The organism is Nannocystis sp. (assembly GCF_016714285.1).
Lineage (GTDB): Bacteria > Myxococcota_A > Polyangia > Nannocystales > Nannocystaceae > Nannocystis.
Genome location: NZ_JADJNN010000012.1, coordinates 199,982 through 214,701, shown reverse-complemented (window position 1 = coordinate 214,701; position 14,720 = coordinate 199,982). Strand labels below are relative to the sequence as shown.

The 14,720-nt window shown below is 72.1% G+C and carries 16 protein-coding genes; 2 read left to right on the top strand and 14 right to left on the bottom strand.

All coding sequences use genetic code 11. The annotated features are described in order from the left end of the window. Nucleotides 1-93: 93 nt before the first annotated feature. Nucleotides 94-963: a hypothetical protein gene (locus IPJ59_RS21825; RefSeq protein WP_293251352.1), complete on the bottom strand. Its 870-nt coding sequence runs from the start codon at nt 961-963 to the stop codon at nt 94-96. 240 nt (nt 964-1,203) lie between these two features. On the opposite strand from IPJ59_RS21825, the gene IPJ59_RS21820 reads away from it, so the two are divergent. Continuing rightward, nucleotides 1,204-1,335 (top strand): hypothetical protein, encoded by a 132-nt coding sequence (locus tag IPJ59_RS21820; protein WP_293251350.1) that lies wholly within the window; start codon nt 1,204-1,206, stop codon nt 1,333-1,335. A 68-nt stretch (nt 1,336-1,403) separates the two neighbouring features. Next, nucleotides 1,404-2,243, top strand: a complete 840-nt coding sequence (locus IPJ59_RS21815) for a hypothetical protein (RefSeq protein ID WP_293251348.1) — start codon at nt 1,404-1,406, stop codon at nt 2,241-2,243. Nucleotides 2,244-2,278: 35 nt separating this feature from the next. On the opposite strand, the gene IPJ59_RS21810 is transcribed toward IPJ59_RS21815, so the two are convergent. From IPJ59_RS21810 to ribH, 13 genes are all read right to left on the bottom strand, one after another. Continuing rightward, nucleotides 2,279-3,247, bottom strand: a complete 969-nt coding sequence (locus tag IPJ59_RS21810; RefSeq protein ID WP_293251347.1) for a site-specific tyrosine recombinase — start codon at nt 3,245-3,247, stop codon at nt 2,279-2,281. A gap of 28 nt (nt 3,248-3,275) precedes the next feature. Further along, nucleotides 3,276-3,689: a response regulator gene (locus IPJ59_RS21805; RefSeq protein WP_293251345.1), complete on the bottom strand. Its 414-nt coding sequence runs from the start codon at nt 3,687-3,689 to the stop codon at nt 3,276-3,278. Further along, entirely contained in the window at nt 3,686-4,507 is an 822-nt protein-coding gene (locus IPJ59_RS21800; protein WP_293251343.1) for a GAF domain-containing protein, read from the bottom strand. Before IPJ59_RS21800 ends, IPJ59_RS21805 begins: the two co-directional genes overlap by 4 nt. 121 nt (nt 4,508-4,628) lie before the next feature. Continuing rightward, on the bottom strand, nt 4,629-5,843 hold the full coding sequence (gene cheB, locus IPJ59_RS21795; RefSeq protein WP_293251341.1) for a chemotaxis-specific protein-glutamate methyltransferase CheB: 1,215 nt from the start codon (nt 5,841-5,843) through the stop codon (nt 4,629-4,631). 29 nt (nt 5,844-5,872) lie between these two features. Further along, nucleotides 5,873-6,700, bottom strand: coding sequence for a CheR family methyltransferase (locus IPJ59_RS21790; RefSeq protein WP_293273151.1), 828 nt, complete (start codon nt 6,698-6,700; stop codon nt 5,873-5,875). Nucleotides 6,701-6,732: 32 nt separating this feature from the next. Beyond that, on the bottom strand, nt 6,733-8,769 hold the full coding sequence (locus tag IPJ59_RS21785) for a HEAT repeat domain-containing protein (RefSeq protein ID WP_293273150.1): 2,037 nt from the start codon (nt 8,767-8,769) through the stop codon (nt 6,733-6,735). Next, entirely contained in the window at nt 8,760-9,545 is a 786-nt protein-coding gene (locus IPJ59_RS21780) for a response regulator transcription factor (protein ID WP_293251335.1), read from the bottom strand. Before IPJ59_RS21780 ends, IPJ59_RS21785 begins: the two co-directional genes overlap by 10 nt. A 9-nt stretch (nt 9,546-9,554) precedes the next feature. Further along, nucleotides 9,555-10,070, bottom strand: coding sequence for a chemotaxis protein CheW (locus IPJ59_RS21775; protein ID WP_293273149.1), 516 nt, complete (start codon nt 10,068-10,070; stop codon nt 9,555-9,557). Then, nucleotides 10,067-10,708 carry a chemotaxis protein CheW gene (locus tag IPJ59_RS21770; RefSeq protein ID WP_293251331.1) on the bottom strand — a complete coding sequence of 214 codons (642 nt, stop codon included), beginning with the start codon at nt 10,706-10,708 and terminating at the stop codon, nt 10,067-10,069. The genes IPJ59_RS21775 and IPJ59_RS21770 overlap by 4 nt, the downstream gene beginning before the upstream one ends. Beyond that, nucleotides 10,698-13,121: a chemotaxis protein CheA gene (locus IPJ59_RS21765; RefSeq protein WP_293273148.1), complete on the bottom strand. Its 2,424-nt coding sequence runs from the start codon at nt 13,119-13,121 to the stop codon at nt 10,698-10,700. The genes IPJ59_RS21770 and IPJ59_RS21765 overlap by 11 nt, the downstream gene beginning before the upstream one ends. After that, a complete protein-coding gene (locus tag IPJ59_RS21760) occupies nt 13,118-13,513 on the bottom strand; it encodes a response regulator (protein ID WP_293251327.1) in 396 nt (131 codons plus the stop codon). The genes IPJ59_RS21765 and IPJ59_RS21760 overlap by 4 nt, the downstream gene beginning before the upstream one ends. A 130-nt stretch (nt 13,514-13,643) precedes the next feature. Next, complete coding sequence (nusB, locus tag IPJ59_RS21755) at nt 13,644-14,147, bottom strand: transcription antitermination factor NusB (protein WP_293251325.1); 504 nt, start codon at nt 14,145-14,147, stop codon at nt 13,644-13,646. Continuing rightward, on the bottom strand, nt 14,134-14,652 hold the full coding sequence (ribH, locus tag IPJ59_RS21750) for a 6,7-dimethyl-8-ribityllumazine synthase (protein ID WP_293251323.1): 519 nt from the start codon (nt 14,650-14,652) through the stop codon (nt 14,134-14,136). Before ribH ends, nusB begins: the two co-directional genes overlap by 14 nt. Between the last annotated feature and the right edge of the window lie 68 nt (nt 14,653-14,720).

Here is a 14,720-nt window from a genome sequence, read left to right as displayed (position 1 = left end):
CGCCGGTCCACGTTCGCCTGGTGGGGGCGAGTGCCGACGCTCTGGCGCCCCAGGTGGCGCTTCAGGGGCGCCTCGGGTGGGCTCGTTGGCGCGTCAGGTGGCGCGCAGCTCGAGCAGCAGGAGGTAGCTGCTCGGGGCCTTGTCGTGGTCCTCGTAGCCGAGCAGCACGGCGCGATCGATGGTGGCGGCCCCGGCCAGCGCGGCGGGCAGCGCAGTCGCGTCGATCGCCTCGCCGACCTTGGCCTCGAAGCCCACGGGTATCTCGCCGTCCCCGGCGTGGAAGCTCTGCAGGCCCGTGAGATCGACGCCCTGGTCGGAGCAGCCTGCGCCGACGCCGAGCATGTCCACGGGGCTCCACGTGTCGGGCACGGAGATCGTCCCGGGATTGGCGATGCCGATGGTGGCGTCGAAGACCACGGCGCCGAGATGGTTGCTGACGATCGCCACGCCGCCCTCGGCCGGGTCCGCCGGGGCGAAGTAGACGACGAAGGGGCTGACATCCTGGAGGAACATGCCGTCGGCGCAGCAGGCCGTCGCCGTGAGGGCGCTCTTCGCGTCGTAGACATCCGCCGGGGGGACCGCGCCGCAGACGGCGTGCCAGCCGACCAGGCCGGCGTCGGCGTCGAGGGCGAGCAGCAGCTGGCAGCGCGCGTCGGCCGAGAGCGCCAGCGCGAGCGCGTCGACGATGCCGGTGCAGGCGTCGCCGGTGGTGGTGTCGCCATGGCCGCTGCTGCTGCTGCTGGCGTCGCTGGTCGCGGTGCTCGAGCCCGTCGGGTCGGGGTCGGTGTCGCTGGTGACGGTCTGGATCGGGCCGCTCGCGTCGCTGTCGGGCGGCTCGTCGGTGGTCGGCTCCGAGCCGCCGCCGCTGCTGCTGCCAGCGTCGCTCGTCGTGCCGCCCTGCGGCGTGACACAGGCGCAGAGCGCCGCCAGGAACAATCCCACGCCACTGCTTGTCTTCGTCACGGCGAGGGACTGTAGAGAAGCGGCCCGGGCCCGTCAACGAAGCGACGAAGCGCTGATGACCTGCCTCAAGAGCCAGGTTCGCAAGCGGGGGTGGCTGCTCGGGCTGCTGGCCACGAAACTCGAGTTGCCAGCGCGAGCCAGGCCGGACATGTGTCATGAATTCATTGATTTCAAATAGTTGAGTACTACAAGCGACCGGCATGCTTCTCGCTAATGGGGCCGGCAGAGGAAGCAACCACCATGTCTCTCTTCATCACCGTCGTCGCCATCGCCAGCCTGCTCCCCGCCCTCTATGCCGCCTATGGTGAGGTCGAGAACCGCCTGCAGAGCGGTCGCCTGAGCCGCGAGCTCGGGCGCGCGTTCTCCAAGTGAAGGCGCCAGGTGAAGGCGCCAGGTGAAGGTGACCGCAATACCGCGGCACCATGTTATTCCGTGGCGCCATGGCTTCATTTCTCGACAAACTCCCCGCCCTCGTCGTCATCAGCCTCGCCACTGGCCTCACCGCTGGCCTCGCCTGCGGCCCCAAGATGGGCAACGACGAGGGTGGTGACTCGAGCGGCACCATGACCACCACCGGTGAGGAGCTGACCACCGGCGCCAGCGACCCGACCAGCCCAGGTACCGCGTCGGCCACCAACAGCGGCTCCGGCGGATCGGCCGGCTCCGCGACCGGCACAACGACCACCGCCACCAGCGATCCGGGCACCGCGAGCGCCACCACCGGGGCGACCAGCGCGACCACCGTCGCCACCAGCCAGACCTCGCTGGACACCGGCGACACCAGCGATCCGCCGCCCGTGGTGCCGTGCGAGGGGATGGCCACGCCGCTGGCCGGGGTCGAGACCCTCGCGTATCTCAAGTCGCAGATCCCCCCGCAGCCGAACCCCACGGGCACCAGCGGCAGCAGCGGCGGCGGCGAGCCGGACCCGGCCACGCTGTACGTGCGGCTCTCGGACCAGAAGGCGAGCTGCGTCGACCCGCAGGCGTCGCTCCCGTGCGGCGAACACTGGGACGTGACGATCGCCATTCCGCCCGAGTTTCAGTCGCCCGGCGTGTTCAACCTGCTCGGGCAGGACGTGACCGGCAGCGCCAGCGAGACCGGCCCGGTCAACGGCAACAACAGCGACTGCGCGTTCGGTGGCGGCAGCTTCGGCGCGACCTTCGAGATCCTGGCGATCGACGACCAGAACGTGACGGGCCGGCTGTGCCACGTCGACGGCTTCTTCAGCTTCAGCGAGCCGCAGCTCGAGGGCAGCTTCGTCGCGCCGCGCTGCCCGTGACGCAGCGGTCTGTCCCTTGGGACAGGCCGCGCAGCTCAGGCGCGCGGGTGGTGCTTGCGGTGGGCGCTGCGCAGCTGGGCGTCGCTGACGTGGGTGTAGATCTGGGTCGTGGCGATGTCGGCGTGGCCGAGCAGGGTCTGCACGGCGCGCAGGTCAGCGCCGCCCTCGAGCAGGTGGGTGGCGAAGCTGTGGCGGAGCTTGTGCGGCGAGATGTCACGGGTGATGCCGGCCGCGATCGCGTGCTCGCGCAGCTTCTGGAAGAAGCCCTGGCGTGACAGGCGGGCGCCGCTCTTGTTGAGGAAGACCAGCGGGCTCGGGCGCTTGCCCCGAGCCAGCGCGGGTCGGCCGTCGCGCAGCCAGGCGTGCAGGGCCGCGACCGCGGGGCCGCCGATCGGGCACAGGCGCATCTTGTCGCCCTTGCCGATCAGCCGGACCACGGCCTGGTCGAGGTAGAGGCGATCGAGGCTGAGGTCGAGCGCCTCGGAGATGCGGCAGCCGCTGGCGTAGAGCAGCTCGAGCAGGGCCGTGTCGCGCAGCGCGAGCGGACCGTCGCTACCGGGCGCGGCGAGCAGGCGCAGGACCTCGTCGCGGCCGAGCAGGTCGGGGAGCTTCTGGGCCAGGCGCGGCGCGGCGAGGCCCTGGCTGGGGTCGACGGCGATCTGCCCCTCCTCGCGCAGCCAGCGGAACAGGCCGCGCAGGGCGACGACGCGGCGGGCCTGGCTGCGGGCCTTGAGCTTCGGGGCGATCGCCTGCAGGTAGGCGAGCAGCAGCGGCGGGTCGACGCGCGCGAGCGGGGCCGGGTCACCGAGGCGAGCGACCAGGAAGGCGGCCAGCTCGCGCAGGTCCTGGGCGTAGGCGGTGAGCGAGTTGGGCCGCAGGCCCCGCTCGACCTTGAGGTGCATGAGGTACTCGTCGATCGCGCCGTCGAGGCCCCCGGGGCTGGCCTTCGAGACAGGTGCGGGGCGAGGCGGGGCAGCGCGGCGACCGGGCGCGGGGCGAGCCATGGTCGAGCCCTGAGCAAGTCACGAGCCGCTAGCGCGGGTCGTCGACGATGCCGAGGATCTCCTTCACCAGCTTGATCACCTGTGGGGCCTGGATCGGCTTGGTGATGTACGCGTTGGCGCCGAGCGCCAGCGCCCGCTGGCGGTCCTCGGCGGCGCCCTCGGTGGTGATGATGATGATCGGGACGTGCATGTAGGACTCGTCGGCGCGCAGGCGCTTGACGAGCTTCAGGCCGTCGAGGATCGGCATGTTGATGTCGGTGATGATGAGGTCGTACTTGGTGCCGGCGAGGCGGCGCAGCGCGTCGACGCCGTCATCGGCCTCGGCGACCACGAGGCCCTTGATCCGCGACAGGGCGAACACGATCATCTTGCGCATCGGCGGGCTGTCCTCGACAACCAGCGCCTGCAGCCGTCTCGTGGTCTCTGTGCTGTCTTGCGTCATGCGCCCACCAGATGCTCCACGGCCTGTCGTTGCAGCGGCACTGTCTTCGCGTGGGCCCGGATCCAGGCCGTCTCGATGGCGATGCCCGCGTGTTCGGAGATCATAGACAGCAAGCTGAAGTCGTTGTCGTCGAAGCCTGGCTTCTGGGGCAGGAAGCCCTCCAGGCGCAGCACCGCGACGAGCCGGCGGTTGCTGACCAGGGGAAGATACAGGATCGCGTTGTCGTCCGCGTATGCGGGATCTCCGCGGGTCCATGGGCGGGCGCGCTGGATCATCGCGGCGAAGGGCCCCAACGCGCCGGCCTCGCCGTGGACCGGCACCTCGCCGCAGGCCTCGATGTCGCCGCCTTCGCGCACCAGGGCGAACAACATCTGGCGCTCCTCATCGAGCATGAAGACGGTGAAGGCGCCGACGCCGACGAAGTTGAGCAGAATCTCCGTGACCGTCTGCAGCACCTCGGCGAGCGTGCGCGCCGAGTGGAACTGCAAGCCGGCGACGTACATCGAGGCGAGGTGGTAGTTCTCGTCCTCGAGCTGCTCGACGCGCTCGGTCAGGCCGAGGACGCGAGCGGAGTCGGACGGGTCGGTGTCGGTGTCGTCGTCGTCCTCGTCGTCCGCAGCTTCAGTCGCCGCGGCGGCCACCTCGAGCTCGGCGACGCGGGCCATGAGGTCCTCGATGATCGAGGCGGAATGCTGCGCGGGGAGGTCGTCACGGCCAGGGTGGGCCTCGTGGAGCTCGCTGCGCAGGCGCTGGTTCTCGGCGATGAGCTGGCGGACAAACACCTCGCCGCGGCCGAAGAAGTCTTGGAGAGAAGCCAAGGGCCGGGAGCTCCGATCGCCCTGACCCGTGTCCTGCACGCGCATCTCGGCGAAGATATCACGCCGCAGCGCCGCCCGATCCTGGCCCTGGCGCGCGGGGTGCAGAAAAGCATGAAGCCGGTCAACGTTCGCTGGAGCTGCCGGAATCGCCGCGAGGCCCGGTGTCATGGCGCCCGCCAGGCCCGCCGGAGCTGACAGCCAGGCCGCGGCAGTGGTCGGCGAAGCGCTGGATCGCCACGGGCAGCTCCTCGAGCGCGAGGACCTGGTCGACGACACCGGCGTCGATGGCGGAGCCGGGCATGCCGGGCATGACGGCGGTGCGCGGATCCTCGGCGAGCACGGTGGCACCGGCGCGGCGCGCCAGCTCGGCGCCCTCGCGGCCGTCGGAGCCCATCCCGGTCAGCACGAGAGCGCAGAAGCGGGGCCCGAACACGTCGGCGGCGGTCTTGAACAGCATGTCGCCGGACGGGACGATGGCGGCGCCCTGCCGCGGTGGTCGCACGCGGACGCGGGCCGCACCGGGCGGGTTGCACGACTCGACCTCGAGGTTGGCGGCGCCGGGGGCGATGTAGACGGTGCCGGCCTTGAGCACCTGGGCGTCGCTGGCCTCGACCACCTGGAACGCGCAGATCTTGTCGAGGCGGGCGGCGAAGGCCCGGGTGAAGCGAGCCGGCATGTGCTGGGCGATGACGATCGCCAGCGGCAAGGTCGACGGCAGGGCGCACAGCAGCTGCTGGATCGCGGGCGGTCCGCCGGTCGACGCGGCGATGCCGAGGACCCCGAGCATCGGCGGCTGGGTCCCGCCGCCGACGTCGTAGCGGCCGCTGTCGAAGGCCGGGAGCTCGCCGGTGCTGCGATCGGAGCGCTGCTCGACGAGCGCCTGGGCGCGGGCCAGCAGGCGCACGACGCTGAGGCGGGCGACCGTGCGGATCTTGAGCACGAGGTCGTCCTGGATCATGCGCAGGTCGGGGCCGATGTGGCGACCCGGCTTGGCGATGAAGTCCATCGCGCCGAGCTCGAGCGCGCGAAACACGTTGTCGCGCTCACTGTGGCTGGAGATGACGATCACCGGGACCGGTCGCTTGGCCATCAACAGGCGGAGGAAGGCGAAGCCGTCCATCTCCGGCATCTCGAGGTCGAGGGTGATGGCGTCCGGGTGGAGATCGAAGGCCTGACGCAGCGCCTCCTTGCCGTTCGAGGCGCGGCCGATGACCTCGATCTGGGGGTCCGACTCGAGCATCGCGCTGATCGTCTGCCGGTTGTAGGCCGAGTCGTCGACGACGAGGACGCGGACCTTCTGGCCAGGCGCACGCAGCGGGGGATCGAGGGTTTCCATGGCGAGCAGAGGCGTTGGCGAGGACCCGCTCACGCGGGGCGGCGGTACACGAGGTCGCTGGTGAGGTGCACGAGGTCGAAGCGGGTCGTGACGTTGAGCAGGCTCTCGGAGTGACCGAGGAGAAGGAAGCCGCCCGGTACAAGGGCATCGTAGAACGCCTCGACGATGCGGTGGCGGGCTGGAGCCGACAAATAGATCAGGACATTGCGGCAGAAAATCACGTCGAGTCGGCCGAGCGTGGCGTAGCGTGCGACCTCCAGCAGGTTGAGGTGGACGAAGCTGCACATGCGACGGATCGATGGGGGCACGCGCCATAGGCCGGGGCCGGCGGGGAGGAACTGACGATCGCGCACGGCGTCGTCGGTGGTGCGGAAGCTGGCGGGGCCGTAGACGCCCTGCTGTGCGGTGGCGAGGACCTTGCGGCTGATGTCGCTGCCGATCACGAGGCTGGCGGCCTGGGGGGCGGCTTCGGCCAGCAACATCGCGATCGTGTAGGCCTCCTCGCCCGTCGAGCAGCCGGCGCTCCACACGGCGGGACCGCGGCCCCCGGCGTCGCCATGCACGAGCTGCGGGATGATCTCCTGGCGGAAGGCGTCGAGCTGGAACTGCTCGCGGAAGAAGTAGGTCTCGTGGGTGGTGATGCGCTCGATGCAGTCCTCGAGCTCGGCGGGGCCGTCGAGGTCGTAGCTGAGGTAATGGAAGTACTCGCGGAAGGACGCGAGCGAGAGGGCCTCGAGGCGGACGCCGAGGCGACGCTCGAACAGGAAGCCGGCGTCGACGCCGAGGTTGACGCCGCAGTGCTCGAGGATCAGCTCCTGCAGGAGGCGCGTCTCCTCGGGCGAGATCCGGATGCGCACGGCTCCGCGATCGAGGGGCGGACGCGGGGCACTCACGCGGGGAGCTCCGAGTCGCTGGCCGCCGCGAGGCCCTCGAGGCGAGCGACCGCGCCGGCCAGGACCTGCCGCACCAGCGGGTCGCGCTCGAGCGCCTGCACGCGTCGCAGCGGCGCGAGCGCGGTGAGGTCACCGCGCTCGGCGAGCACCTCGGCGGCGGCCCAGCGCACGTCCCAGCGATCGTGCGCGAGCAGACCGAGGACGGCGGCGGTGGCCCGGTGGGCGCTGAAGCGGACCAGTCCGCGGGCGGCGGCCTTGGCGACCTCGTGATCGGTGGAGCCGCACAGGCTCATCAGGAGGGTGAGGTCGAGGTCGCCGCCGCCGCGACCGAGGCCGGCGATCGCGGGGATGACGACGCTCGGCGAGCTGTCGGCGAGCACGATCTCGCGGAGGCGAGCCAGCGCGACGGGGTTGTCGAGGCTGACGAGGGCGTGCACGGCGGCGGCGCGGACCTGGGCGCTGTCGTCGGTGGTGGCGCCCAGCAGCGCCTGGACGGCCGCGCCAGCGCCGACCTGACCGAGGCTGCGGCAGGCCGCCGCGCGCACGCCGGCGTCGCCGTCGTGGAGGACCATGCACAACGCGGTGACGCCCTCGTGCTCACCACCGATGTGACCGAGGGCCCGCGCTGCGGCGACGCGGACCAGCGGCTCGGGGGCGCCGAGGAGGGCGACCAGCGGCGGCACGTAGCGGGTGTCGCCGCCGCGGCCGAGAGCCCCGAGGACGCGACAGAGGTTGCGCGCGCGGGTGCCGGTGGCCGTGGTGGCGCCGCGCAGGAGGGCCGCGGCCGCGGGTGCGGCGGGGCCGTGGCGTTCGGTGAGGACGACGAGCGCAGCGGCGGTGGCCTCTCCGAGCGGGTCGGGTGCGCCGAGCGTCGCGACCAGAGGCGCGAAGGCGGCGGCGTCTCCGACCCGGCCGAGCGCGCCAGCGGCGACGCAGGCGGTCGCTGGATCGGGGTGCTCGAGGCCGGCGACGAGGACGGCGATGAGGGGCCCGTCGGACGGCCCGACCTCGGGGCCGAGCGCGCCGATCAGGACGAAGAGATCACCGAGGGTCGCCGCGCCGACCGACGGTGCGAGCGCCATGAGGGCCGGGCCGGCCTCGGCGCCCAGGGCGGTGACGAAGCCGGCGGCCCGCTCACGCACGACGGGGTCCGACATGGCCGAGAGGACATGTCTCAAGGCACCTGCATCTTTGGTCATGCGGCACAGCTCGAGCGCGGCGATCTTGACCTCCGTCTGGCGGTGCTCGACGAGCTCGCGCTGGCGCTGACGGACGGCGTCGTCGATGCTGCCGGCGAGCGCCGCGGCGACGGCGTCGGGCTTGCCCTGGTCGGCGAGGGCGGCGTCGAGGGTCACGAGGGCGACCGCCGCCGCCGCGCGCACGCCGGCCATGCTGTCGCGGAGGAGGGCGACCAGGAGGTCGAGCGCCTCCGGGGTCGCGCTGTGGCCGAGCAGCGAGGTGGCGGCGCGGCGAGTGACGGCGTTGTCGATGCGCGGGAGCAGGAGATCGACCGAGAGGGCGGCGCCGATCGAGCGCAGCGCGTCGAGGGCGAACAGCTGCAGCATGTCGGAGCTGTCCGCCAGGGCCTGCTTGAGGGCCGCCTCGGCCGCGGGCCCGCCGATCGCCCCGAGGGCGGCCGCCGCGGAGGCGCGGACGTTGTCGTCGGTGGCGGTCTGCAGGACCACGGCGAGCAGCGGGACGTGCTCGGGCTTGCCGATGTCGGCCAGGAGGTCGACGTACATCCGGGCCCCGCGACCGCCGGCCTGCAGGCGTCGCAGCGCGCCGGCGAGGCCGGAGCTGCCGAGGTGGACGAGCATCTCGTGGCAGGTCGAGCGGGCCGGGACGGACTCCGAGGTGAGGCCGTCGAGCAGGCGCTCGAGCAGCGCGACCAGCACCTCCGGGGTCGGGGGGACGCGCTCGAGCGCGGCCTGAAGATCCTTGACGGCCTGCTTGCGCTCGCGCCAGCTCTCGCCAGAGAAGCGAGCGAGCAGGCGCTCGAGCTCCGGCGGGAGGGGCTGGGGTGTCAGGTCCACGCGCCGCCTCGCTCGTCCGCGGACGGACGCAGGAAGCGGTCGAGGGCCGCGGCGATCGGGTCGGCGTCGGCCGTCGCGGGGCCGAGGGCGGCGCTGTGGAGCTCGCGCGCCTGGGCGAGCTCGTCGGCGAGGACCTCGTGGACGACCGCGATGTCGCTCGCGCGCGGGGGGTCAGCCGCGTCGGCGTCGGCGTCGCTGAGCTTCTCGCCGGCATGGAGCAGGAGGTCGGCGACGAGCAGATCGGCGAGCTCGGCGGCGGGATCGCGGGGGCGCTGAACGGTAGCGCCGGTGGCTGCGGTGGCGGCCTCGGCGACCTCGGCGGCGGCGGCGGCCTCGGCCTCGGCCTGCAGCTCGACGAGCAGCGCCTCGGCCTCGACCATGTCACCGGGGCCGGCGGGGTCGGGGGAGAGCAGGCGCCACAGCTTGGTCGACAACTCGGCGCCGAGCTGGTGGCCCTCGACGTAGCTGTCCGCGCCGTAGAGCTGCTGCGGGCGGCGCTTGTAGCTCGAGCGACGGAACACGGAGGCGAGGAGGATGACCGCGCGCAGGGCCAGGGGGACGCCGGTCTTGGCGAGGGCGACGATCTGGTGCACCGGCGGTCCGGGCAGGGCGACGTCGAGGAGGAGGCCGTCCCAGCTGTCGCTCTCGAGGGCGCGCCAGACCGCGTCGCCGTCGCGGGCGACCTCGGCGACGAGGCCCTGCGCGGCGAGCACCCTGGCGATCGCGCGGGCGATGACGGGGCGCTCGTGGGCGACCAGGATCTTGTACTTCTCCATCCCCTGGGCCTACCGCCCCCCGCCGGGCTGGCCGCCGCGGAGGAGCACGTCGAGGTTGATCACGAACACCATCTCGGCATCGGAGCGGTCGCGGGAGATCCGGCTGACGCCGCTGAACACGTTGTCGCTGCCGCTGCTGCGCTCGCCGTCGGCCCGGAGCATGGACGGGGCCGGGCGCAGGCCGCCGGCGGCCACGCGCAGCTCGCCGAGCACGCGGTCGACCTTGAGGCCGGCGATGCGGCCCGCGACGCTGACGATGATGAGCTTGTTGAGGTGCTCGATCGCGGGGTCGATCGGGCTGTCGAAGCGGCGGCGGAGGTCGACGACGGGGATGACGACGCCGCGCAGCTGGATCACGCCCTCGACGATCGCGGGGGCGAAGGGCACCGGGCGCACGGTGAGGTTGCGGGTCTGGATGACCTCCTTGATGCGCATGATCTCGATGCCGTAGAGGCCCTGGCCGACGTAGAAGCCGGCCAGCTTCAGGTCCTCCTCGGCGCCAGCGAGACGCTCCTGGTCGCTCATCCCCTGCCCTCCTCGCCGCCGCCCGACGGCCCACCTACGGCCGGACCCGTGCGGATGAAGTCCTTGGGGTCGAGGAGGGTGGTGAGGTTGAGGATGATGACGATGTCCTCGACCACGCCGCGGTCCTTGACGTCGGCGCCCTTGGCGACGGTGACCGCGCCCTTGCGGCGGCCGAGGCCGCGGATGTACTCGGCGCGCGGGCCCGTGATGCCGCCGGGCTTCTCCTCGATCTTCTCGGGGGGGATGCGGATGACGTCGATGACGGCGTCGACGACGAGGCCGTAGGACTCGTCGTTGAGGTTGACGATGAGGACGCGGGCGGTGCGACCGCGCTCGACCGGGCGCAGGCGCAGGCGGCGGGCGAGGTCGATGACCGGCATGATGCGGCCGCGGACGTTGCCGATGCCGACCAGGAAATCGGCGGTGCGCGGCACGTGGGTGGTGCCGAAGACCTTGCTGATCTCCTCGATCTCGTGGATCGGCAGGCCATAGATCTCGCCGCTGACGCGGAAGCTGACGTACTGCTGGAGGTCCTGCGGGACCTCGCGCTTGTAGCCGTGCTCGTAGTCCTCGTCGGTGGCGAGGGTCTCGCCGCTGCGCAGCAGCGCCTGCCACATGTCCTCGCGCTCAACGGACATGCGTCGTACCTCCGAGATGCGAGGACTGGGTGCCGCCGGACAGGCCGCCGAAGCCGGAGTTGCCGCCCACGCTCGCGCCGCCGAGGTTGCCGCCCCCCGAGCCGCCGAGCGAGCCACCGAGCGAGCCACCGATGGAGATGGCAGCGTCGGCCTGGCGCACGCCCTCGTCGACGAGGCGGCCGACGTCGAGGAGCAGGACCGTGCGGTTGGCCCCGAGCTCGGTGGCGCCGGCGATGCCGGGGACGTTGCGCACGGCGCTGCCGAGCGGCTTGATGACGACGTCTTGCTGGCCGAGCAGCTCGTCGACGACGAGGCCGACACGGTGCTGCGCGAGCCCAACGACCACAACGTAGACGCGGTTGGGATCGCGGTAGGTGCGGGACAGCGGGCGCAGGGCGAACAGGCGCGAGAGGTAGAGCAGCGGCAGGGTCCGCTTGTTGAGGATGATGACCTCGTGGCCCTCGATGGTGCTGATCTCGCGGACCTCGACCATGATCGACTCGAGCACCGAGTTGAGCGGGATGCAGAAGGTGTGGCCGGCGCTCTGGATGACGAGGGCCTGGATGATCGCCAGGGTGACGGGCAGCGTGATCGCGAACTTGGTGCCGCGGCCGACCTCGGTGGTGACGTCGATCATGCCGCTGAGCTTGGCGATGTTGGTCTTGACGATGTCCATGCCGACGCCGCGGCCGCTGACCTCGGTGGCGTGCTCGCGGATCGAGAAGCCGGGGGAGAAGATCAGGTTGATCGCCTCGGAGGGGGTCATGGAGACGGCCTCCTCGGCGCTGACGAGGCCGCGGCGCACGCCCATGTCGCGGATGCGCAGCCAGTCGATGCCGCCGCCGTCGTCCTCGACCTCGATGACGACGCGGTTGCCCTTCTGGAAGGCGCGGAGTTCAATGCGTCCGGCCGGCTGCTTGCCGAGGCGGGCCCGCTCGCCCGCGGGCTCGATGCCGTGGTCGATGCAGTTGCGGATCATGTGCATCAGCGGGTCGCTGAGCTCCTCGACGATGAGCTTGTCGAGCACGGTCTCGGCGCCGGAGATGACGAGGCGGATCTCCTTGTCGAGGTCGCGGCTGAGCTTGCGGACGACGCGGGCCAGCTTGTCGAAGACCTGGCCGATCGGGACCATGCGGACGTCGAGGATGCACTGCTGCAGCAGCGCGAGCTTGCGGGTCATGTCGCGGATCTGGACCGAGAGCTCGCGCGAGACGTCGGCGCTGTGGTCGAGCTGGCGCACGGCCTCGAGCACGCCGGCGAGGTTGTTCTGGACGAGGCCGAGCTCGCCGACGAGGTTCATCAGGAGGTCGAGGCGACGGAGGTCGACGCGGACCGTCTGGCTGAGGCTGCGCAGGCTGGTCTCGGAGCTGGCGGCCTCGACCGGGGCGTCGTCGCCGAGCGGCACGGGCGCGGGCTCGCGGCGAGACGGTGCGGGCGTGACGGGGCCGCGGGCGACGGGGGCGCGCGCGGGGGCTGGCGCGGGCTCGGGGTCGCGGCGCGCGGGTGTCTGCGGCGGGGCGGCGGCGGGCCGGGGCGGTGGCGCCGAGGCGGCGGCGGTCCGGGTCGGCGGGGGAGCGGCGGCCCGGCCCGGGGCGGGGCTCGCCGGGGCGGGGCTCGCCGGGGCGGGGCTCGCCGGCTTGTGTGCGGGCGCGGGGGTGATGGCGGAGCTGGCCTCGGCGGCGGCGAGGCGGTGGACGGTGACGTCGCCGACGGCGAGGGCGGAGGACAGCTCGGCGAGGCTGCTCTTGGAGCCGAGCAGGATGTCGAGCTCGATCGCGTCGTCGGACGATCCGTCGGCGCTGGGGAGGTAGGTGATGACCTCCCCGTAGAGCTTCATCTTGTCCTTGAGCTGCTCGATGCCGACGTCGATGGCGAGGATGTCGAACTTCGCGTGGACGCGGAACAGGCCGCGGCCGGAGCGGATGTTCTCCCGCAGGCGGTGCTCCTCGTACTCGGTGAGCACGCTGAGGATCGCCTCGCCGACCCACTCGAGGTTGTCCTGCGGCAGCTCCGGGGCCTCCTGCTCGGTGAGGGCGCGCAGGCGGGCGAGGATCGGCTCGATGTCGGGCTCGGGCTCGTCGGTCTCGTCGCGCGGGGTGAGCAGGCGACCGAACATCTCGATCGCCTCGAACAGGACGTCGAGCACGACGCGGCCGAGGCCGAGCTTGCCGAGGCGGAGGCTGTCGAGGGTGCTCTCGAGGGTGTGGCTGAGGCCGCCGATCGCGGCGGCGCCGAACAGGCCGGCGAGGCCCTTGAGGCTGTGGATCGCCCGGAACGCGGCGTTGAGGAGGTCCGGGTCGGTGGAGCCGGTGCGCGACTGGGCCTCGAGCTCGAGCAGCGTGCGCGAGAAGGTCTCGATGACCTCCTGCGCCTCGGCGATGAACTCGGAGGCGTTCTGGTCGACGCTGCTCAACCGCCGCCTCCTGGGCCGCGGGCCGTCTTGCACAGGCGAGCGACGGTGTCGAGCAGCGCCTCGGGCGTGAAGGGCTTGGTGAGCACCGCGGAGGCGCCGAGCTTCAGGGCGCGCTCGACGTCTTGCGCGCGGTCGTTGGTGGTGATGACGATGAGTGGGGTGTGGACGTGGCGCGGCTGCTGACGGACGGCGCGGATGAGCTCGAGGCCGTTGATGTCCGGCATGTTGATGTCCGTGATCACGAGGTCGTAGTCGGTTCGCGGCATCACCCGCAGGGCGTCGAAGCCGTCCTTGACCTCGTCGACGTGGTACTCGCCGGCCGACTCGAGCACGGAGCCCACGAAGCTGCGCATGGCGGGGGAGTCCTCGACGAGAAGTACCCGGATCGACATCGCCGGGCAGTATACGCCGGTCGTTGGACGCCCGGGGCGGCCGCTGGAGGGCCGCCTGGAGGGCATAGCACGCCACGAGCGGGATCTCCGCGGGGGCGTGAACGCCCGCACGGCTGTCTCAAGGGACAGGCTACTTGCCAGTCGGACGCAGGCGCTTGGCCAGCGCCTCGGCGACGCCGTTGACGAAGGGGGCGCTGCGATCGCTGCCATAGCGGGCGGCGAGGCGGACAGCCTCGGCGACGATCACGGCGCGCGGCGTGTCCTCGATGGCGAGCATCTCGACGCCGACGAGGCGTAAGAGGTTGCGGTCGACGCGGTCCATCCGGGCGAGCCGCCAGCTGCGGGAGGTGGCCTCGATCGCGGCGTCGATCTCGGGGCCGCGCTCGAGGGCCGCGGCGAGCAGACGGCGGGCGAAGGCCGTGGCCTCGGGGTCCCTCAGCCAGCTGCGCAGCTCGGCGCCGTCGTCGCCGGCCTCGCTGGGGGCGTGGGTCCAGAAGATGTCGAGGGCCTGGGCGCGCTCGGGCTCGCGGTAGGACTCGAGGTGGCAGAGGGCGAGCAGCGCGAGCTCGCGGCCCTCGGCGCGGCCGGCCCGGCTGCGGCCACGCGCCGCCGGCGAGTCGTCAACCGGTAGCATCGCTGGCCTCGCCCTGCCCCTGTGCGCCGGCGGCGAGGGCCCGGAACAGGCGCACCTGCTCGATCGCCGCGAGGGCCGCCTCTCCGCCCTTGTTGCCCGCCTTGGCGCCGGCGCGGTGGATCGCCTGCTCGAGGGTGTCGGTGGTGAGGACGCCGAAGCTGATCGGGACCTCGAAGGCGAGCGCGAGCTGGCCGATCGCTCGCGTGACCTCCTGGGCGATGAGGTCGAAGTGGATCGTGTCGCCCTTGATCAGGCAGCCGAGCGTGATGACGGCGTCGACGCTGCGGGCGCCGAGCACCTGGGTGACGGCGCTGGGGATCTCGAAGGCGCCGGGGACCTTGACGACGAGGATGTCGCCGACGCTGGCGCCGGAGCGGAGCAGCGTGTCGATGGCGCCGTCGAGCAGGCGGTCGGTGATGAAGTTGTTGAAGCGGCTGACGACGATCGCGAAGCGGAGCCCGGTCGCGTCCAGCGTGCCCTCGAAGATCTGCGGCCGCTCGCTCATGGCGGGCGGATTACCCTGTCCCCGAGCTTTGTTCAAGCGCGAGCCCGACGAGCGGGGCCCGAAGCCCA

What these genes read in the sequence shown, in the direction of transcription:
- IPJ59_RS21820 (WP_293251350.1), top strand. Translation starts at nt 1,204, where the DNA reads ATGTCTCTCTTCATCACCGTCGTCGCCATCGCCAGCCTGCTCCCCGCC.
- IPJ59_RS21815 (WP_293251348.1), top strand. Translation starts at nt 1,404, where the DNA reads ATGGCTTCATTTCTCGACAAACTCCCCGCCCTCGTCGTCATCAGCCTC.
- IPJ59_RS21810 (WP_293251347.1), bottom strand. Translation starts at nt 3,247, where the DNA reads ATGGCTCGCCCCGCGCCCGGTCGCCGCGCTGCCCCGCCTCGCCCCGCA.
- IPJ59_RS21805 (WP_293251345.1), bottom strand. Translation starts at nt 3,689, where the DNA reads ATGACGCAAGACAGCACAGAGACCACGAGACGGCTGCAGGCGCTGGTT.
- cheB (WP_293251341.1), bottom strand. Translation starts at nt 5,843, where the DNA reads ATGGAAACCCTCGATCCCCCGCTGCGTGCGCCTGGCCAGAAGGTCCGC.
- IPJ59_RS21780 (WP_293251335.1), bottom strand. Translation starts at nt 9,545, where the DNA reads ATGGAGAAGTACAAGATCCTGGTCGCCCACGAGCGCCCCGTCATCGCC.
- IPJ59_RS21775 (WP_293273149.1), bottom strand. Translation starts at nt 10,070, where the DNA reads ATGAGCGACCAGGAGCGTCTCGCTGGCGCCGAGGAGGACCTGAAGCTG.
- IPJ59_RS21770 (WP_293251331.1), bottom strand. Translation starts at nt 10,708, where the DNA reads ATGTCCGTTGAGCGCGAGGACATGTGGCAGGCGCTGCTGCGCAGCGGC.
- IPJ59_RS21760 (WP_293251327.1), bottom strand. Translation starts at nt 13,513, where the DNA reads ATGTCGATCCGGGTACTTCTCGTCGAGGACTCCCCCGCCATGCGCAGC.
- nusB (WP_293251325.1), bottom strand. Translation starts at nt 14,147, where the DNA reads ATGCTACCGGTTGACGACTCGCCGGCGGCGCGTGGCCGCAGCCGGGCC.
- ribH (WP_293251323.1), bottom strand. Translation starts at nt 14,652, where the DNA reads ATGAGCGAGCGGCCGCAGATCTTCGAGGGCACGCTGGACGCGACCGGG.